The organism is Pseudomonas sp. AM4(2022), from assembly GCF_036346515.1.
Taxonomy (GTDB): domain Bacteria; phylum Pseudomonadota; class Gammaproteobacteria; order Pseudomonadales; family Pseudomonadaceae; genus Aquipseudomonas; species Aquipseudomonas paracarnis.
The window spans coordinates 387,127-404,747 of record NZ_JAOTNW010000003.1 but is presented as its reverse complement, the minus strand read 5'-3'; the positions used below and the strand labels follow the sequence as shown (position 1 = coordinate 404,747).

Here is a 17,621-nt window from a genome sequence, read left to right as displayed (position 1 = left end):
ACCGCAGGAACTGACCAGCCCCGAAGGCGAAATCGTCTGGTCCGCCCACTACCGCGCCTACGGCCAGATCGCTCGGCTCGACGAGGGCAAAATCGACAACCCGCTGCGGTTTCAAGGCCAGTATTTCGATGCGGAAAGCGGCCTGCACTACAACCGCCATCGCTACTACAATCCGGATATTGGTCGTTACCTGACACCGGACCCGGTGAAGTTGGCGGGGGGGATCAATGGGTACCGGTATGTGCCCAATCCTACGGGATGGGTGGATCAGCTAGGCTTAAGTACGTGTCCAGGTGCAGATGGATGTAAAGCCAGCACCAGTGCTCCAAACCCTGCGGAGAGAGTTAACCACGGAGAGCCTGCCTTACCGCAACTGACCCGCACTCAGCGGCAGGCGAGAATTGATGAGCTAGCAGAGGCAAACGCCTACAGACGTCTGAAAGAGATAGAGCAAGCGTTCCCAAGAGCACATTTTTTGGAGAAGCACGGCGCGCAGACAACGCGCGGCTCTCAACTTGAAAGAGTACGATCAGGTAAAAATCCGACCACAGGAGAAATTGAAAGATACATTGGCGGAAACAAAGATGGCGAGCCCAAAATACCTACTGCTGCGACTCGGTACCTCAGCCATCGAGACCAACTTAACGCTATTTACCGTGCCAGACTTATACTTAGGCGCACAAATTTAGAGACATCTCGAGAACCGATGAATATGGGAAAAATAATTGGCGAAGGATACAAAAGAAATAGCTTTGAATACGGAAAGCAAAGCAAAGCCATTGTAATCCTGGACATCAACGGCAATCCAATCACTGCGTACACGGAGTTTTAGGCCATGAAGCTCACCCCGAAACTATCAATCATCAAAAGCTTACTATTCACCTACAGCATTGAAAATTATGACGACCCTGAACGAGAGCTCTTCATAGCATCAAAAAACATCAATGATGAAAAGGAGCTTACGGAGCTGTTTGACAAATTAACCAAACCAGAATTTCTATCCTACAGACCCAAAGAGCGCCAATGGCATATTGACACACTTCACCACTACCTAAATACGGATGAGAATTTCGAGTCCGTATTTTACTTTCTCGACACTTATTTTGACGATGAAATAACTAATCATAGGCAATTTATGAAGGTGCTGCTTCGCTGCCTAGAGCATTACAACTTGGACGCCAACGCAAGTGAATCAAAGTAAATAAATCCTACAAAACATCTGCCTAAGACAAAATGGGAGAAACTTAATTAAAATATCTACCAACCATTAAGTAAATTTATTTCCTCTCATTTCATCCCTTTTCACCCACGTTACTGAAGGGCACCGACAGCTACGCAGTAGAATTGGACAGACTAGAAAGACCAAGAAGATGAGAACTCAAACTCTGGAACATTTGATCACCGACTATTTGGAACAAGTAAAAAAGGCTACCGACTTACTTGAGCAAGTGTTTGGAACCAAAAACATCATTGGTCTGTGGCGATCTAGAAAAATCCCACAGCGCGGGACGGTCGCTGCGAATGTCACCTACGAGCTGCACGGTATTGGGTGCAGTGTTTACTTATCCGAAATATGTGTCGACTTTGATTACGGCCCGGACGATAGGGTCGACGGTTTCGACTCTTGGAGGCTATATATGTACGCATGCGAAATGCCCAGTAAGTACAAAAAATACACAGGCAAACAAGCCTTGGAACGTGAGTTCAATGCGTACCTAAAAAAGGGCAAAGCCAAGAAAATCGAAGGGTCCGCATCTAATTTGTACTTCATACAGTCTTGATGCCGTTCAGGTAAATCTCCTTACCCTAGACACTCTGAATATCGAATATGAAATGGGACTTGACCCCGATAGCTGTGAACCAGCCAATGCATGTGCAAACTGACACACCGACATCAGGGGCAAGCCCTAATGCCGATCAGTCAAGCGAACGCAATGCTCAAAGCAACGAAGATCAAATGTGGGAGCTGGCTTGCCTGCGAAAGCGGCAACGCAGTAACAGATGCAGTGACTGACACACCGCCTTCGCGGGCAAGCCCGCTCCCACAGGGGCCCGAAATGGGGCAAAGACCAATATGGCAAATCATTTCCAACAGAATGGCGAGTACAAACCGGTCCCAATAGAGGAGCGGAAGTGAATATTGACGATCCTATGCTTGTGCCAAGTAAAGAAGGCCCGAAATCACCTCATATTGGCTATCAAACACCTGGAAAGAGAGGCGACGGAGGAGCCAAAAGAGGCCATATACTGCTCCAACTGGTTCCTGTCAGCCGGTCCAGAATAGGTGTCCCCTGATGAGTTATCTGGAAGACGAAATAGACGAAGCCTGTAATGCGCTGAACCTCGACGCTGGAAAGCTTGATTCGAGCGAACTCAACTTGTTGATAAGCTCTCTGACGAGAAAGTTCTTCAAAGCGCAAAGCAAGGTGCTTGATCCTATCGAACTGAACGAGAAAAGCAGCGAACACAACCCTGACTTTTGGAAGGAGGTGCCGCATCGCATTAGCGGGAATGGCCTGGTTCTATTGGTATTTGACTCAGCGTACAGCGCCTGGAGAATGGAAAACGCTCGAGTATTAGCCTCTGTGTTAGGCGAAACCACCGGATATCCGTTTTGGATAACCGATAACGAGCTGACGTTCTTGGTACACATGGATGATCATGACTGTGTCATTTGGGCATGAGGGTCACTCCGCCTAAATTTCAGCCTATGACCCCCATAGCCAGCCCCAATTCGCCACCTCGCCCACCTCAACCTAGACTCTGTTCAAGTTGTTTCAACGGACAGAGGATTCACCACCATGGGCAAACGTCACCCCAATCTCCCCGCCTGGCAATGGCGGCAGTACCCACAGAACCATCAACATCCAACCAACCTGGCGCTGCACCTGATTGCCGTGCCGCTGTTTATCGTTGGTTTCCTGCTGATCGTGTCGGGCGTGTTCAGTCTCAGCCTAGCCAGCTTCGCGGTCGGTGTGATTGGTATTGTCGCGGGCCTGGCGTTGCAGCGTCACGGCCACAGCCTGGAGGCTCAGGCCAGTGAGCCGTTCAGCGACCGTAAAGATGCGGTGCAACGCCTTGTGGTCGAGCAGTTCGTGACCTTCCCGCGCTTTGTGTTAAGCGGTGGCTGGTGGCGTGCCTGGCGGCAGCGGCACCACCACTGAGCGGCGGGTTCAGGCGAACACCACCACGGTCTGGCGGCTGAGGGCGATCAACTCGCCGGTCGGGCTCCACAACGCAGCGGCCGCGTGGCCATAGCCGTCGCGGGCGTGTTCGATGTTGACGTGGTACTGGCACCAGTCGAGGGTGGTCAGGTCTTGCAGCGGCTGGATGAACTCGATGGTCCAAGTCAGGGTGCTGCCCGGCGCGGGCTTTTTCAGGTGTGGCAGCAACGCCGGTGGCCAGGCGTCGACCAGGGCGAGGATATGCGCCTCGGTCAGTGGCTCTTCTTTCACATCCCCCCGCAACCGTACCCAGCCGCCCATGTCGCGGGATTTATTGCCGGTAAACGGCAGGCCACCCACGGCCCAACGCATCGCCAGGTGGCGCATGAACTCAGGGGTAACGCCCTTGATGTACGGCAGCTCCTGGCACTCATCCCAATGTTTGAATACCGGTGGCGGCTCACTCGCCACGTCAATTTCGGAGGGGCGAGAGGCACCAAAACTGGCCTGGACCAGGGTCGCCACTTCACCGTTCTGCACCACCCGCCCCAGCAACTGGCTGACCGCCTTGCCTTCGCGCAGCACTTCGACTTGATAACTGGCAGGTACATCCGGCGCTACCGGACCGACAAAGGTAATGGCCAGCGAGCGCAGCGGTCGATCCGTCGGCACCTGGGCGCGCAACGCCTCGTACTGCAAGGCGGCGACCAGGCCGCCAAAGGTGGCCCGGCCCTGAGCCCATTCGGCAGGGATGGTGACATCCAGCGGATTGCTACGGGCAGCGTCGAGCAAATCACTAAAGCGCATGGCGACCTCACATCAAGAAAATCGTGGAGGAATCTTAACCATCGAATTGCACAGGCACAGCGCCCATTCCGGCCAAAAACCGGACCGGTTTAAAAACACTCGGCGCTGAGTGTGTCCAGTACGCGGTCAGCCTTGCCTTGCGCCTTGAGCATGGTGCGCTGCCACACTGCTACGCAGGGTTGCAAGTCAGGCTCGTGCCCGGCCTGGGCCAGCCACTGCCAACAGTCATGCCAATCACCCAGCGCGCTCTGGGCTTTCTTCAAATGCGACAGGGCCTTGGTGGGTAATTTGTCCAGCTCGGGATACGCCTCGGCGGCATAGCGCACACGCTTGATCAGCAACCGTAGCCGGTGGCGGTCATGATCGGGGTCCTTCAAGGCGCCATTGAGTGCCTTCCATTGCTTGGCCAGGCGTTTCTGGATGCGCGGGCGCAAGCCCTTGAGCAGTTTCTGGTGCTGGGACGCGCGGATAAACCGTGGGAAAGCATCCAGGATCAGCAGCAAGTGCGCCAGCTCCGGGCTTTGCGCCACCTGGCGATAAGCCTCGGGCTGCAGACGCAGGCGCCGATCAGCCGCGTCGTGATAACCGTGCTGATGCAAATACGCCGCCAGCACCTCTCGGTCGCGTAGCGGCGTAGTCAGTTGGCCAACCGTGCTGGCAGCCAATTCAAGCTGTTCGACACCGGGCAGCCCGCGCAAAGGGCGCAACAGGCTGCGCAGGCGGCGTACCGTGGTGCGCAAATCATGCAAGGCTTCATCGTCAGTGACGGCGGCGAGGCGAGCCTGGCAGCTCAGTAACCCTACTTCCAGGCCAATGACCTGAGCGACTAACTGATTGACCAACGCTGACATCCTGCCCTCACTTTCCGATGAAAAATCCTGGCCGCCGCTGGGTCATCGCCCGGCGCGAGACTCACGAATGTAGAACCGCGCCTTTTCGGCCTTGTTGGAGCACCCCTCGAACGCTTCAAACTGCTGCTGAGTCTTGGCGCCAGTCAACAGCGACAACGCCTTGGAATAGCTGACAGTGCCGGCAAAACCCTCGGCCTTCGCCAGGTCCAGTTCTTTCCAGGCGGCGTCTAATTGCGAGCCACAGCTGTCGCGATACGCGGTTTTCCCGGCACAACCAGCCAAGGCCAACACGATCACAGGCACACAGATCCAGGCTTTCATTGATGACACCTCAAATATACAAATTCAGTCGTAGCCTGTAGACGTTGCCTACAGGAAAAAGTGCCTTGTCCTTAGCCTGAAATCAGTAGTACCTATTGCCAGAGCATACCCGAGCCTGATCGCCAGCCTGGAAAAATATTGCGCGCTGTCAGCAAGGATTGAAGCAGGCCCCTTGATGGGTGCATTGTGGGTCCCTGTTTTGCGAAGGATCTGGCCATGAAGAAACGTGTTGCCTTAGTGCTGGGCTCCGGTGGTGCCAGGGGCTACGCCCATATCGGGGTGATCGAGGAAATCGAACGACGCGGCTATGACATCGCCTGTATCGCCGGCTGTTCCATGGGCGCCGTGGTGGGTGGGATCTACGCCGCCGGCAAGCTCGACGAGTACCGCAACTGGATCGAAAGCCTGGACTACCTTGACGTATTGCGCCTGGTGGACGTGAGCTTTCGCCTGGGAGCGATTCGCGGTGAGAAGGTGTTCGGGCAAATCCGCAAGATCGTCGGCGATATCAATATCGAGGAGCTGCGCATCCCCTACACCGCCGTCGCCACCGACCTCACCAACCAACAGGAGATCTGGTTCCAGGAAGGCTGCCTGCACCAGGCCATGCGCGCCTCGGCGGCCATCCCCAGCCTGTTCACCCCGGTGATGCAAGGCAACCGCATGCTGGTGGACGGCGGCCTGCTCAACCCGCTGCCCATCGTGCCGGTGGTGTCGAGCCACTGTGACTTGATCATTGCGGTCAACCTCAACGCCACCAACCAGAAGCACTATCAATTGCCGGTGATCCAGCGCCCGCCAGCGTTCAAGAGCCGCTTCAACAGCCTGGCCAAGTCACTGGGTTCGCACCTGCCGTTTCGCCGCAAACAGGCCGAGCAGTTGATGAAACTGGAACAAGAAGCCTTGCAGGCCCAGGCCGCCGAAATCAACCCGTGGCTGGAGTCTGCCGAACCCGAAGCCCAGCAACCCGCCGCGGCGCCGGAGAAAGCTGGCGCACCGAAGTCGGCGACCGGATCGTTCATCATCGACAACGTCGGGCCTGCATCGTTGCTGGACCTGATCAACCAGAGTTTCGAGGTGATGCAAACCTCATTGGCGCAATACAAGATCGCTGGGTATCCGCCCGATGTGCTGATCAACGTGCCGAAGCGGGTGTGCCGGTTTTTCGAGTTCTATAAAGCGCCGGAGTTGATTGCTTTGGGGCGGGAGATTGCCAGTGATACGTTGGATCGGTATGAGAGTGAGCAGAGTTGAGTTGAGTTGAGCGTGTAGGTGTTGCTGATGGCCTCTTCGCGAGCAAGCCCGCTCCCACATTTTGACCTGTGAATACATTCAAAGTGTGGGAGCGGGCTTGCTCGCGAAAGGGCCGGCCCAGACAGCGATAAACTCAAGCACTCAGCAACCGATACCCCACCCCCGCCTCAGTCACGATAAACCGTGGCTGGGTCGGGTCATCCGCCAGCTTCTGGCGCAGGTGCCCCACCACGATCCGCAGGTAGTGGCTGTCCTCGGTATGGGTTGGCCCCCAGATGTCCTTGAGCAACTGCTGTTGGGTAATCACCCGGCCTGGGTGGCGTGCCAACTGCGCCAGCACTGCGTATTCCTTGCGGGTCAGCGCCACCTCGGCACCGTCCAGCAAAACGCGGCGGTAGGCTAGGTCTACGGTCAGCGGGCCAAAACTCAGGGCGGCCTCCGGGGCCTCGCCCGCTGGTGCCTGGCGTAACAGCGCACGCACACGGGCGAGAAACTCCTGGATGCCGAACGGCTTGGTCACGTAGTCATTGGCACCACCATCGAGGGCCTCGACCTTCTGACCTTCGCTGGCCCGCACCGACAGCACCAGCACCGGCACGCTCGACCACTCGCGAAACTCGCGCAGCACCTGCTGGCCGTCCATGTCGGGCAGGCCCAGGTCGAGCACCAGCAGATCCGGTTTGCTCAAGGCCGCCTGCGCCAGGCCTTCGTTGCCGGTGCCGGCTTCGATTACCTTATAGCCTTGGGAAGCCAGGCTGATGCGCAGGAATTTGCGGATCTGCGGTTCGTCATCAATGACAAGAATCGTCGCGGTCTGGCTCATGGTGTCTCATTAAAACCCATTAAAAAATCACCCCCCTGTAGGAGCGAGCTTGCTCGCGAAAAACCTCTAGGCACCGCGTGCATTCAGGACGCCATCATTATCGTTAACGACCTTCGCGAGCAAGCTCGCTCCTACCTGGGCTTATTCCAGGGCAGGTTGTGTGGGCAGTGGTAAAAACAAAGTGATGCAGGTGCCCCGCCCGTCAATGCCATCGGCCACGCTTATATGCCCACCGTGCGCGCCGACCATGCCCTGGCAGATCGCCAAGCCAAGACCGGTGCCCTGCCCGCCTCGATCACCGCGGGCAGCGGTGTAGAACATGTCGAAAATCTTCGCCCGCTCCTCCTCGGGAATCCCCGGCCCTTCATCCGCCACGGCAAAAAACAACTGCTCATCCTGCACGCCCGCGCGCAACTGCAAGCGGCCCTGGGGCGGCGAAAACCGTGCGGCGTTTTCCAGCACATTGACCAGGGCCTGCTCAATCAACGCCGCATGCACATACAACAAAGGCAGGTCCGGTGGCACATCGGTGCTCACCTGCAACGGCGCCAGCACGGCGCGCAATCGCCCAAGGGCACTGCCGACAATATCGCCGGGCGACACCCAATCGCGTGCCAGTTTCAGCGCACCGTGGCCCAGGCGTGTCATGTCCAGCAGGTTCTGGATATAGCGGTCGAGGCGCTCAGCTTCATCACGGGTGCCTTCGAGCAATTCGCGGCGATCCTCCAGGGGGATGGCTTCACCGAGGGCCAGCAGGCTGTCGATGCTGCCGCGCATGGACGTCAATGGCGTGCGCAAATCGTGAGACACCGACGCGAGCAAAGCGCTGCGCAGTTGTTCGGTTTCACCGTGCAGGCGCGCCGATTCCAGCTCCTGCCCCAGTTGTGCCCGCGCCAGCGCCTGGGCCAGCGGTTGGCTCAACGCGGTGAGTAAACGTCGACGTTGCCCGCTCAATTCCAAACCAGGCTTGGCACTGACACCCAGCAAACCCAAGGGCCCCTCTTCACCCGACAGCGGCCACCACCACCAACGCCCAAACGGCAAGGTGCCGGTACCCATGCCGGCCGGCTGGTCATGCTGCCAGGCCCAATCGGCGGCCGCGCGTTCGGCTTCGGTGAGGGTCAACGGGCCACCGGTCTCGACCTTCCAGCCGCCCTGACCGTCGCGATTGACCAGGCACAGATCGAGGTCGCTCCAACCTTGCAGATGGTGGGCGGCGGCACTGATGACAGCTTGGCGGTCGGTGGCAGCGGTGAGCTTGCGCGACAGGTCGAGCAGTTCGCTGGTTTCTTCCTGGGTGTCGCGCAACGCCTGCAACTGGCGGCGCTGGCGTGCGGCGAGGTTGCCGGTCAACGCCGCCATCAACAGAAAAAACAACAGGGTCAGCACGTCTTCTTCACGCTGGATAGCGAAGGAAAAATTCGGCGGGATAAATAGAAAATCGTAAGTCAAAAACGACAGTGCGGCACACACCAGGGACGGCCCCAGGCTGCTGCGCACCGCCACCAGCAGCACGGCGGCGAGAAATACCAAAGAGATGTTCGGCAGCGCCAACGCACTGGACACGGCCCAGGCCACTGCGGCAGCGGCGAGGGTGGCCACCACCGCCAAGGCGTAATCGAACCACACCAAACCGCGCACATCCGGCAGACGTGGCGGTGCCGGCATGTCGTCGCTGTCGAGGACGTTGATTTCCAAGCCGCGGGCATTGCGCAACAGGCGTGCGGCCAAGCCGCCACCGAACAGGCGCCGTCGCCAGCGCATCCGTGACTGCCCCACCAGCACCAGGCTGGCACGGCGTTCGGCGGCATGCTGGATCAGGGTCTTGGCCACTTCCCCGGCGCGCAGCAACACTACTTCCCCGCCCAGCCGCTCCGCCAGTTGCTGGGCGTTTTGCAGGCGCAGGCGCGATTGCTCATCCCGCGCACGGCCGTTGTCGATGTGCACCAGGCTCCAGGGTAAATGCCGACGCTGGGCCACGCGGCTGGCATGGCGCACCAGGCGTTCGGCTTGCGCATCGCCATCCACACCGACCAACAGGCGCCCACGCACCGCCGGCGCGGCCTGGCCGAGTTGGCGGTAACCCTGGGCCAGGTCATCGTCGACGTGGGCGGCGGCGGTTTGCATGGCCAGTTCGCGCAGGGCCATGAGGTTGGTCTGGGTGAAAAACGCATCGATGGCCGCACGCGCCTGTTCGGGCACATACACCTTGCCGTCACGCAGACGCTCGAGCAGCTCGCGAGACGGCAGGTCGATCAGCAGCAGTTCGTCGGCCTCTTGCAGCACCCAGTCCGGCAGGGTTTCGCGCACTTGCACACCGGTGATGCCACGCACCTGGTCGTTGAGGCTTTCCAGATGCTGGACGTTGACCGTAGTGAACACGTTGATGCCGGCGGCGAGCAGCTCCTGGATGTCTTGCCAGCGTTTTTCATGACGGCTGCCGGGGGCGTTGCTGTGGGCCAGTTCATCCACCAGCACCAGCTTTGGCTTGGCGGCGAGCAGGCCGTCGAGGTCCATTTCTTCGAGCATCACGCCACGGTATTCGCTACGCAACAGCGGTTGTTGCGGCAGGCCGCTGAGCAAGGCTTCGGTCTCGGCGCGGCCGTGGGTTTCAACCACCCCGGCGATCAGGCGCACGCCCTGGCGCAGTTGGGTATGGGCCGCCTGGAGCATGGCGTAGGTCTTGCCCACACCGGGCGCGGCGCCGAGGAAGACTTTAAGCCGGCCACGGCCGTCCCGGGGCAGATCGGCTAACAGGGCATCGGCGCGGCCGGCGTCGCTCATGCTCGGGGGTTCCTTCAGGTATTTATCGAGAGTCTTCAAGGCCGCCATCGCGGGCAAGCCCGGCTCCCACATTTGGAATGCATTCCAAATGTGGGAGCCGGGCTTGCCCGCGATGGCGGTCGCAAGGCTTACAACGTTTCCAAAGCCATGTTCAGGGCCAGGACGTTTACTACGGGCGGGCCTACCAGAGGGTTTTGGATGTGCTCATCCAGCAACCGCTGCAAGGTCGACACCGGCACATTTCGCGCCGCCGCCACTCGCGCCAGTTGATAGGCAATCGCCTGCGGTGGCAAGTGTGGATCAAGGCCGCTGCCGGAGGTTGTCAGCGAGGCCAATGGCACCGGGCCTTGGCCAGGCACTGACTGTTTGCTGGCATCCTCGAATATGCGAGTCGCCAAGGCCGGATTGCTGGGGCCCAGGTTACTGGCACTGCTGGACACGGTGGCAAAAGCACCGGCTGATGGGCGTGGGTGAAACCAGCGGTCACCGGTAAAGTCCTGGGCGATCAGGCTGGAGCCACGCACCTTGCCGCTGGCGTCGCGCACCAGGCTCCCATTGGCCTGATCGGGAAAGGCGACTTGCGCCACGCCAGTGACTACCAGCGGGTAGGCCACGCCGGTGATCAGGGTCATGAGTACCAGCAGGCTCAGGGCTGGGCGGATGATGTTGGACATTTCAGACTCCTCAATTCAGTGGTGCGGTGGGACGCGGAGCGTCCGGGGCGGCGGCGTTCCCACGCGGAGCGTGGGAACGATCAGCGGAGCGTGGGAACGATCAGCGGACAGGTCAAACCAGGTGCAGCGCGGTCAGCAGCATGTCGATGGCCTTGATGCCCACGAACGGCACCAACAGCCCGCCCAGCCCGTAGATCAGCAGATTGCGCCGCAACAAGGCCGCCGCACTTGCGGCCTGTACGCGCACACCGCGCAGGGCCAGGGGAATCAGCACGACGATGATCAGCGCGTTGAACACGATGGCCGAGAGGATCGCGCTCTGCGGGCTCTGCAAGTGCATGATGTTGAGCACGCCCAGTTGCGGGTAGATCGAGGCGAACAGCGCCGGCAGGATCGCGAAGTACTTGGCCACGTCGTTGGCGATGGAAAAGGTCGTCAGCGCGCCACGGGTCACCAGCAGTTCCTTGCCGATCTGCACCACGTCCAGCAGCTTGGTCGGGTCGCTGTCGAGGTCGACCATATTCGCGGCCTCGCGCGCGGCCTGGGTGCCGTCGTTCATCGCCATGCCGACGTCAGCCTGGGCCAGCGCCGGGGCGTCGTTGGCGCCGTCGCCGCACATGGCAACCAGACGACCATCGTTCTGCTCATGACGAATACGCGCGAGTTTCTTCTCTGGCGTGGCTTCGGCCAGCACATCGTCCACCCCCGCTTCAGCGGCAATCGCGGCGGCAGTCAGCGGGTTGTCGCCAGTGACCATCACGGTGCGAATCCCCAACTTGCGCAACTCGGCAAAACGCTCACGGATACCGGGCTTGACCACGTCCTTGAGATGGATCGCCCCCAGCAACTTGCCATCGGCGCACACCAGCAAGGGCGTGCCGCCACTTTGGGCGATCTTGTCGATTTCCCGCGACAACGCAGGCAGCAGGTCGCTGCGTTGCTGGCCGATAAACGCCAGCAGCGAGTCCACCGCGCCTTTACGGAACACACGGCCCTGGTAGTCGACACCGGACAAACGGGTCTCAGCGCTGAAAGGTACGGCGATCAACGCCTCCAGGCTCGGCTCGGCCTGGGGGTGCAAGGCGCGCAGGTATTCAACGATGGACTTGCCTTCCGCCGTGTCATCAGCCAGGGACGCCAGCAGCGCGCCTTCGGCCAATTCGCGGCCACTGACGCCAGGCGCCGCCACCACGGCCGAGCAACGGCGGTTGCCGAAGGTGATGGTGCCGGTCTTGTCCAGCAACAGCACATGCACATCCCCCGCCGCTTCTACCGCGCGGCCAGACTTGGCGATCACGTTGAGACGCACCAGGCGGTCCATGCCGGCAATCCCGATGGCCGACAACAAGCCGCCAATGGTGGTAGGAATCAGCGTCACCAGCAGTGCGACCAGGAACACCAAAGGCAAGCTGCCATTGGCGAAGTGGGCGAACGGCTGCAGGGTCACGACCACCAGCAGAAAGATCAGGGTCAGGCCGATCAGCAGAATATCCAGCGCGACTTCGTTGGGGGTTTTCTGGCGTTTGGCGCCCTCCACCAGCGCGATCATGCGGTCGAGGGTGGACTCGCCCGGGTTGGCGGTGATGCGGATCAGCAGCCAGTCTGACACCAGCCGCGTGTTGCCGGTGACGGCCGAGCGGTCGCCGCCGGACTCGCGGATGACCGGGGCGGATTCGCCAGTGATTGCTGCTTCATTGACCGCCGCAATCCCTTCGACGACCTCGCCATCACCGGGGATCATTTCCCCGGCGGCAACACGCACAACATCGCCTTTGCGCAGGCTGGTGGCCGGTACCACCTTGAAGCTGCCATCGGCTTCCTGGCGACGTGCGCTCAAGCCTTCGCTGCCAGCCTTGAGGCTGTCGGCACGGGCTTTGCCACGGCCTTCGGCGAGGGCCTCGGCGAAGTTGGCGAACAGCACGGTGAACCACAGCCACACGGCGATTTGCACCGCAACAAAGGTGGGCACGGTGGTATCAGGCACGAAGCACAATACGGTGGTGAGGATGGCGGTCAGCTCCACCACCAGCATCACTGGCGAGCGTTGCAGTTGGCGTGGGTCGAGCTTGACGAACGCTTGGACCAGGGCCGGGCGCCAGAGGGCCGAGATGGCGGTTTTGGCAGGCTCCTGGGGTTTGACCGGGGCCGCGTTTTTTGCAGGCATGTTCATTTTCATATCCCCTTAGAAGCCCATGCTCAGATGTTCAGCGATAGGCCCAAGCGCCAGCGTCGGCAGGAAAGTCAGGCCGCCCACCAGCAAAATGGTCACGGTCAACAGGGTCACAAACAGCGCACCATGGGTGGGGAAGCTGTTCTGGCCAATCGGCGCGGTCTTCTTCATCGCCAGGCTACCGGCCAGGGCCAGTACCGGGAGAATGTAGCCAAAGCGGCCGATCAGCATGCCCAGGCCCAGCATCAGGTTATGGAACGGGGTGTTGGCGCCGAGGCCAGCAAACGCCGAACCGTTGTTGGCACTGGCCGAGGTGTACGCGTAGAGCAACTGGCTGAAGCCATGGGGGCCAGGGTTACTGATAGCGCCTGCCGGGCCCGGCAGGCTGGCGGCGATAGCACTCAAGACCAATACGCCGACCGGCATCACCAGCAGGGTCACCACCAGCAATTGTACTTCCTTGGCCTGGAGTTTCTTGCCCAGGTATTCCGGGGTGCGGCCGATCATCAAGCCGGCAAGGAATACCGCGATGAGTACGTTAAGCAACATGCCGTACATGCCGGCACCGACACCACCAAAGATCACTTCGCCAACCATCATGTTGACCAGCGCCACCATCCCACTCAGGGGGCTGAGGCTGTCCTGCATGCCGTTGACCGACCCGTTGGAGGCTGCGGTGGTGGTCACCGACCACAGCACGGTACCGGTGGTGCCGAAGCGTGTTTCCTTGCCTTCCAACGGCGCGGTTTGCTCAACCGTCGGGTTGTTCAGGGTTGGATTGGGCTGGTACTCGGACCACAGCGACGTCGCGCCGCCGATCAAGAACAACGCCAGCATGCACGCCAGGATCGCCCGGCTCTGGCGCAGGTCCTTGACGTAATGGCCAAAGGTAAACACCAACGCCACCGGGATCAGAATGATCGAGGCCACTTCAAACAGGTTGGCCCAGGCCGTCGGGTCTTCGAACGGATGCGCCGAGTTCACGCCGAAGAAGCCACCGCCGTTGGTGCCCAATTGCTTGATCGCAATCTGGCTGGCGGCCGGCCCCAGGGGAATCACCTGATCCACGCCCTGCAGGGTGACGGCATCCACATAGTGAGCGAAGGTTTGCGGCACGCCCTGCCACACCAGGAACAGTGCGAGCACCAGGCACAACGGCAGCAGGCCGTAGAGGGTGGCGCGGGTCATGTCGACCCAGAAGTTGCCCAGGGTCTGGGCAGATTTGCGCCCGATCCCACGGCACAAGGCGACCAAGACGGCGAGACCGGTCGCCGCACTGACGAAGTTCTGCACCGTGAGGCCGGCCATCTGGCTGAGGTAACTCAAGGATGCCTCGCCGCTGTAGTTCTGCCAGTTGGTGTTGGTCATGAAACTGACGGCGGTGTTGAACGCCAGGGTCCATTCCTGGCCCGGCAGTTTTTGCGGGTTCAGTGGCAGGGAGCCCTGGAATAACAGGATCGAGAACAACAACAAGAAGCCCGCCAGGTTGAATGCGAGCAAGGCCAGCATGTATTTCTGCCAGCTCTGTTCCTGCTGCGCATCCACGCCCGAGAGGCGATAACAGGCTTTTTCGACAGGCCCCAATACGGGCGTGAGCCAAGTGCGCTGGCCTTCCATCACCTTGTAGTAGAACCGCCCCAGAAACGGTGCCGGCACCAGTACCACGGCAAAGAAGGCGATGATCAGCCAATAGTCATAACTGTGCATAGCCCGCTCCTAGTTCCGATCCGCGCGTAACAGCGCAACCAGCAGATAAATGAACAGCGCCACGGCCAATAGCAGTGACACTCCGTCCAGAACGCTCATGGAAATCTCCCCGTCTTGCGGCGATTGCCGCGTGTGGGGGCATTGTCCGCAGGAGGGGCGTAAAGGAACGAGGGCGAGGTGTTGGGTGGGGCGTAAAGATGGCGTAAAGAGTGGGTTTATGCGGGGTTTACAGCGAGATTTGCAGTGGCTGGGAGGGCCTCTTCGCGGGCAAGCCCGGCTCCCACATTCGACTGCGTTCTTTCAGTTAAAACTCGGTCAAGTGTGGGAGCGGGCTTGCTCGCGAAAGCGCCGGCTCATTCACCACCGCACTTATGTGGTGCAACTCAAGCCACATTCAAACGCCAAACCGTTCCCCAGGCGACACAGCTACAGCTTTACGACACAGTTCCACAGCCTGGCACAACCGCTGCAACACCCTGAATCATTCCAACCCCTTCAGGGAGCACCCCACAATGAACACACAACTCAAACCCACCTTAGGCACCCTGCATCTGTGGGGCATCGCCGTCGGGCTGGTGATTTCCGGCGAGTACTTCGGCTGGAGCTATGGCTGGGGCGTGGCTGGCACCTTGGGTTTCCTGGTGACCTCGTTGATGGTCGCCGCCATGTACACCTGCTTTATCTTCAGTTTCACCGAGCTGACCACCGCGATTCCCCATGCTGGCGGACCGTTTGCCTACAGTCGTCGCGCCTTTGGCGAGAAAGGTGGCTTGATTGCCGGACTGGCGACCCTGATCGAATTCGTGTTCGCACCGCCTGCCATCGCCTTAGCCATTGGCGCCTATCTGAATGTGCAGTTCCCGGCCCTGGACCCGAAACACGCGGCCGTTGGTGCCTATATCGTGTTCATGGGCCTGAACATCCTCGGGGTCAAACTTGCCGCTACCTTCGAGTTGGTGGTCTGCGTACTCGCCGTCGCCGAGCTGTTGGTGTTCATGGGCGTAGTCGCCCCGGCGTTCAGCTTCAGCAATTTTGCCCTCAATGGCTGGGCCGGTTCCGACACCTTCGGCGCCCCGGCGATTGCCGGGATGTTCGCGGCAATCCCCTTCGCCATCTGGTTCTTCCTCGCCATCGAAGGCGCCGCCATGGCCGCCGAAGAAGCCAAGGACCCCAAGCGCACGATTCCAAAAGCCTACATCAGCGGCATCCTCACCCTGGTGATCCTGGCCATGGGCGTGATGTTCTTCGCTGGCGGCGTAGGCGACTGGCGCACCTTGTCGAACATCAACGACCCATTGCCCCAGGCGATGAAAACCGTAGTCGGCGAAAGCTCCGGCTGGTTGCACATGCTGGTATGGATTGGCCTGTTCGGCCTGGTGGCAAGCTTCCACGGCATCATCCTCGGCTACTCGCGCCAGTTCTTCGCCCTGGCCCGCGCCGGTTACCTGCCGTCTTTCCTGGCCAAACTCTCGCGTTTCCAGACGCCGCACCGCGCCATCCTCGCCGGCGGCGTGGTGGGTATCGCCGCCATCTACAGCGACGGCCTGATCAACCTGGGCGGGATGACCCTGACCGCCGCGATGATCACCATGGCGGTGTTTGGCGCCATTGTCATGTACATCATGAGCATGCTCAGCCTGTTCAAACTGCGTAAGACCGAGCCGCTGCTGGAACGCACCTTCCGCGCGCCGGGCTACCCCATCGTGCCGGGTATCGCGCTGGTACTGGCGGTGGTGTGCCTGGTGGCGATGGCCTGGTTCAATGCCTTGATCGGGCTGATCTTCCTGGGCTTTATGGCGGTGGGCTGCATCTACTTCCAGATGACCGCACAAGACCGCATCGATGCGCCGGCGGATGCAATGTTGACCGGACAATAGCGCCTATGAGGCAGAACGGGCCTACACTGAACTACTCAGAAAGCCCATCACTCAAAGCAGTGATTACCGTGGGAAAATTCTCCCACGAACCTCTGCCTCAAGGAGCGTCTTATGCCGTGGTATGCATGGTTGATTATGGTAGTAGCGATCGGGTCGATCGTCGGTGGCCTGATGATGCTGCGTGACAGCGCCAACAAGGTGGAACTCACCGACGAGCAACGCAAACGCGTAGCCGAGCGCAATGCGCAGGCGGATGCCAAGGACGCACAAGACCGATAAACGCTGATTCCCCCGTGGCGAGGGAGCTTGCTCCCGCTGGGCTGCGAAGCAGCCCCCCTACTCCCATGCCGCCTTGGCAATATGCAACCCATGTTGCCCCTTATAGGCCGCACGTTCCGGCTGGCTCCAACCACTGAGCAACTCATCCGCCAACCGGTAGATCTCCACCCCCAACGGACGACACACCGTCAGTGGATCCTGCGCATCCGGCCCCCACATCGGTAGCGACAAATCCCCACCTGGGCACGTCGACAACGCACACAGCAAATCAATCTCGGCAAAAAACTCCAGGTGATCGCCCTTCTTCGCCGGACAGGCTTTCATAAAGTACATGTCATCGTGATTCAGGCCGGTGCACTGGAAAATATTCAACACGTCATGCACATCGAATTCCGTCAGCCCATGGGGCAATACCGCACGCGTCAGGTTCGAGTGGCAATGGTGGTGAAAATCCTCCCCGGTCAGCATACGGTTCACATAGGGGTCGCACCGCGTGCCCAACAAATCGTGCAAACGCCCACCGTGCTCATCAATGCCGTAGCTGGCCAGGCTGTCATCGGTGATCGTGACCAGGGGCCTTAGAAAAGGCAGGTTCGACCACAACCGATCATGGGTGCTGACATGGGCGCCTTGAAGCTGCCGGGTGCGCGCGGCCCACAAACGTTCGCGTGGGTCGTTGGCGTTCCAGACATTGAAATCCCCCACCTGCGGGCCCACCGGCGTGGTCACACGAAACACATGACCGGCCGGCACCTTCCACGCCCTCCCCGTGCGGATCGGCACCTCGAACTGTTCGATCAACGTGCGCTGGGTTTTCTGATCACGAATACGCTCATAGAACGCCGTATCCACCTGCAACGCCGAACCTTTGCTGACCTGGTACGCGGCGGGATAGTCTTTGTACATGGGG

At 59.9% G+C, this 17,621-nt stretch carries 19 protein-coding genes; 9 read left to right on the top strand and 10 right to left on the bottom strand.

Annotation, left to right across the window (positions count from 1 at the left end; all coding sequences use genetic code 11):
* The 6 genes from ODQ19_RS06655 to ODQ19_RS06635 form a co-directional block, all read left to right on the top strand.
* On the top strand, nucleotides 1–832 hold an 832-nt coding region (locus ODQ19_RS06655), incomplete at its 5' end, for an RHS repeat-associated core domain-containing protein (RefSeq protein ID WP_330209629.1).
* Between the two features lie 3 nt (nucleotides 833–835).
* Nucleotides 836–1,201: a hypothetical protein gene (locus tag ODQ19_RS06650; protein ID WP_072434427.1), complete on the top strand. Its 366-nt coding sequence runs from the start codon at nucleotides 836–838 to the stop codon at nucleotides 1,199–1,201.
* Nucleotides 1,202–1,370: 169 nt separating this feature from the next.
* Nucleotides 1,371–1,781: a DUF6896 domain-containing protein gene (locus ODQ19_RS28145; RefSeq protein WP_442962729.1), complete on the top strand. Its 411-nt coding sequence runs from the start codon at nucleotides 1,371–1,373 to the stop codon at nucleotides 1,779–1,781.
* 229 nt (nucleotides 1,782–2,010) lie between these two features.
* Nucleotides 2,011–2,295 (top strand): polymorphic toxin type 47 domain-containing protein, encoded by a 285-nt coding sequence (locus ODQ19_RS06645; RefSeq protein ID WP_116665035.1) that lies wholly within the window; start codon nucleotides 2,011–2,013, stop codon nucleotides 2,293–2,295.
* A complete protein-coding gene (locus ODQ19_RS06640; protein ID WP_116665036.1) occupies nucleotides 2,295–2,684 on the top strand; it encodes a hypothetical protein in 390 nt (129 codons plus the stop codon). The genes ODQ19_RS06645 and ODQ19_RS06640 overlap by 1 nt, the downstream gene beginning before the upstream one ends.
* Nucleotides 2,685–2,801: 117 nt before the next feature.
* Nucleotides 2,802–3,164, top strand: coding sequence for an Mpo1-like protein (locus ODQ19_RS06635; RefSeq protein ID WP_003189844.1), 363 nt, complete (start codon nucleotides 2,802–2,804; stop codon nucleotides 3,162–3,164).
* 9 nt (nucleotides 3,165–3,173) lie between these two features.
* Here ODQ19_RS06635 and ODQ19_RS06630 read toward each other — a convergent pair whose 3' ends face one another.
* The 3 genes from ODQ19_RS06630 to ODQ19_RS06620 all read right to left on the bottom strand — a co-directional run bounded on the left by ODQ19_RS06630 (nucleotide 3,174) and on the right by ODQ19_RS06620 (nucleotide 5,143).
* Nucleotides 3,174–3,971 (bottom strand): acyl-CoA thioesterase, encoded by a 798-nt coding sequence (locus ODQ19_RS06630; RefSeq protein ID WP_330209628.1) that lies wholly within the window; start codon nucleotides 3,969–3,971, stop codon nucleotides 3,174–3,176.
* A gap of 89 nt (nucleotides 3,972–4,060) precedes the next feature.
* Nucleotides 4,061–4,822 carry a CHAD domain-containing protein gene (locus ODQ19_RS06625; RefSeq protein ID WP_330209627.1) on the bottom strand — a complete coding sequence of 254 codons (762 nt, stop codon included), beginning with the start codon at nucleotides 4,820–4,822 and terminating at the stop codon, nucleotides 4,061–4,063.
* A gap of 42 nt (nucleotides 4,823–4,864) precedes the next feature.
* Complete coding sequence (locus tag ODQ19_RS06620) at nucleotides 4,865–5,143, bottom strand: hypothetical protein (RefSeq protein ID WP_003189839.1); 279 nt, start codon at nucleotides 5,141–5,143, stop codon at nucleotides 4,865–4,867.
* Nucleotides 5,144–5,359: 216 nt separating this feature from the next.
* Here ODQ19_RS06620 and ODQ19_RS06615 point away from each other — a divergent pair, with 216 nt between their 5' ends.
* Complete coding sequence (locus ODQ19_RS06615) at nucleotides 5,360–6,397, top strand: patatin-like phospholipase family protein (RefSeq protein ID WP_003189836.1); 1,038 nt, start codon at nucleotides 5,360–5,362, stop codon at nucleotides 6,395–6,397.
* A 133-nt stretch (nucleotides 6,398–6,530) separates the two neighbouring features.
* Here ODQ19_RS06615 and ODQ19_RS06610 read toward each other — a convergent pair whose 3' ends face one another.
* The 6 genes from ODQ19_RS06610 to kdpF form a co-directional block, all read right to left on the bottom strand.
* Nucleotides 6,531–7,220 (bottom strand): response regulator, encoded by a 690-nt coding sequence (locus tag ODQ19_RS06610; RefSeq protein ID WP_330209626.1) that lies wholly within the window; start codon nucleotides 7,218–7,220, stop codon nucleotides 6,531–6,533.
* Nucleotides 7,221–7,361: 141 nt separating this feature from the next.
* On the bottom strand, nucleotides 7,362–10,004 hold the full coding sequence (locus ODQ19_RS06605; RefSeq protein WP_330209625.1) for a sensor histidine kinase KdpD: 2,643 nt from the start codon (nucleotides 10,002–10,004) through the stop codon (nucleotides 7,362–7,364).
* A gap of 128 nt (nucleotides 10,005–10,132) precedes the next feature.
* Complete coding sequence (gene kdpC, locus ODQ19_RS06600; protein WP_330209624.1) at nucleotides 10,133–10,678, bottom strand: potassium-transporting ATPase subunit KdpC; 546 nt, start codon at nucleotides 10,676–10,678, stop codon at nucleotides 10,133–10,135.
* A gap of 112 nt (nucleotides 10,679–10,790) precedes the next feature.
* Nucleotides 10,791–12,848: a potassium-transporting ATPase subunit KdpB gene (gene kdpB / locus ODQ19_RS06595; protein WP_330209623.1), complete on the bottom strand. Its 2,058-nt coding sequence runs from the start codon at nucleotides 12,846–12,848 to the stop codon at nucleotides 10,791–10,793.
* 12 nt (nucleotides 12,849–12,860) lie between these two features.
* Nucleotides 12,861–14,555, bottom strand: a complete 1,695-nt coding sequence (kdpA, locus tag ODQ19_RS06590) for a potassium-transporting ATPase subunit KdpA (RefSeq protein WP_116665042.1) — start codon at nucleotides 14,553–14,555, stop codon at nucleotides 12,861–12,863.
* 9 nt (nucleotides 14,556–14,564) lie between these two features.
* On the bottom strand, nucleotides 14,565–14,654 hold the full coding sequence (kdpF, locus tag ODQ19_RS06585; RefSeq protein ID WP_003218754.1) for a K(+)-transporting ATPase subunit F: 90 nt from the start codon (nucleotides 14,652–14,654) through the stop codon (nucleotides 14,565–14,567).
* 413 nt (nucleotides 14,655–15,067) lie between these two features.
* On the opposite strand from kdpF, the gene eat reads away from it, so the two are divergent.
* Together eat and ODQ19_RS06575 are read left to right on the top strand one after the other, a co-directional pair.
* Nucleotides 15,068–16,432, top strand: coding sequence for an ethanolamine permease (gene eat / locus ODQ19_RS06580; protein WP_330209622.1), 1,365 nt, complete (start codon nucleotides 15,068–15,070; stop codon nucleotides 16,430–16,432).
* Nucleotides 16,433–16,543: 111 nt separating this feature from the next.
* Nucleotides 16,544–16,711 carry a DUF2897 family protein gene (locus tag ODQ19_RS06575; protein ID WP_003172675.1) on the top strand — a complete coding sequence of 56 codons (168 nt, stop codon included), beginning with the start codon at nucleotides 16,544–16,546 and terminating at the stop codon, nucleotides 16,709–16,711.
* A 57-nt stretch (nucleotides 16,712–16,768) separates the two neighbouring features.
* On the opposite strand, the gene ODQ19_RS06570 is transcribed toward ODQ19_RS06575, so the two are convergent.
* Nucleotides 16,769–17,617 carry an urea carboxylase-associated family protein gene (locus ODQ19_RS06570; protein ID WP_330209621.1) on the bottom strand — a complete coding sequence of 283 codons (849 nt, stop codon included), beginning with the start codon at nucleotides 17,615–17,617 and terminating at the stop codon, nucleotides 16,769–16,771.
* Between the last annotated feature and the right edge of the window lie 4 nt (nucleotides 17,618–17,621).

Bases quoted from the DNA above. Each gene is read 5' to 3' on its own strand.
- ODQ19_RS06650 (WP_072434427.1), top strand. From the start codon at position 836: ATGAAGCTCACCCCGAAACTATCAATCATCAAAAGCTTACTATTCACC.
- ODQ19_RS28145 (WP_442962729.1), top strand. From the start codon at position 1,371: ATGAGAACTCAAACTCTGGAACATTTGATCACCGACTATTTGGAACAA.
- ODQ19_RS06640 (WP_116665036.1), top strand. From the start codon at position 2,295: ATGAGTTATCTGGAAGACGAAATAGACGAAGCCTGTAATGCGCTGAAC.
- ODQ19_RS06635 (WP_003189844.1), top strand. From the start codon at position 2,802: ATGGGCAAACGTCACCCCAATCTCCCCGCCTGGCAATGGCGGCAGTAC.
- ODQ19_RS06630 (WP_330209628.1), bottom strand. From the start codon at position 3,971: ATGCGCTTTAGTGATTTGCTCGACGCTGCCCGTAGCAATCCGCTGGAT.
- ODQ19_RS06625 (WP_330209627.1), bottom strand. From the start codon at position 4,822: ATGTCAGCGTTGGTCAATCAGTTAGTCGCTCAGGTCATTGGCCTGGAA.
- ODQ19_RS06620 (WP_003189839.1), bottom strand. From the start codon at position 5,143: ATGAAAGCCTGGATCTGTGTGCCTGTGATCGTGTTGGCCTTGGCTGGT.
- ODQ19_RS06615 (WP_003189836.1), top strand. From the start codon at position 5,360: ATGAAGAAACGTGTTGCCTTAGTGCTGGGCTCCGGTGGTGCCAGGGGC.
- ODQ19_RS06610 (WP_330209626.1), bottom strand. From the start codon at position 7,220: ATGAGCCAGACCGCGACGATTCTTGTCATTGATGACGAACCGCAGATC.
- ODQ19_RS06605 (WP_330209625.1), bottom strand. From the start codon at position 10,004: ATGAGCGACGCCGGCCGCGCCGATGCCCTGTTAGCCGATCTGCCCCGG.
- kdpC (WP_330209624.1), bottom strand. From the start codon at position 10,678: ATGTCCAACATCATCCGCCCAGCCCTGAGCCTGCTGGTACTCATGACC.
- kdpB (WP_330209623.1), bottom strand. From the start codon at position 12,848: ATGAACATGCCTGCAAAAAACGCGGCCCCGGTCAAACCCCAGGAGCCT.
- kdpA (WP_116665042.1), bottom strand. From the start codon at position 14,555: ATGCACAGTTATGACTATTGGCTGATCATCGCCTTCTTTGCCGTGGTA.
- kdpF (WP_003218754.1), bottom strand. From the start codon at position 14,654: ATGAGCGTTCTGGACGGAGTGTCACTGCTATTGGCCGTGGCGCTGTTC.
- eat (WP_330209622.1), top strand. From the start codon at position 15,068: ATGAACACACAACTCAAACCCACCTTAGGCACCCTGCATCTGTGGGGC.
- ODQ19_RS06575 (WP_003172675.1), top strand. From the start codon at position 16,544: ATGCCGTGGTATGCATGGTTGATTATGGTAGTAGCGATCGGGTCGATC.
- ODQ19_RS06570 (WP_330209621.1), bottom strand. From the start codon at position 17,617: ATGTACAAAGACTATCCCGCCGCGTACCAGGTCAGCAAAGGTTCGGCG.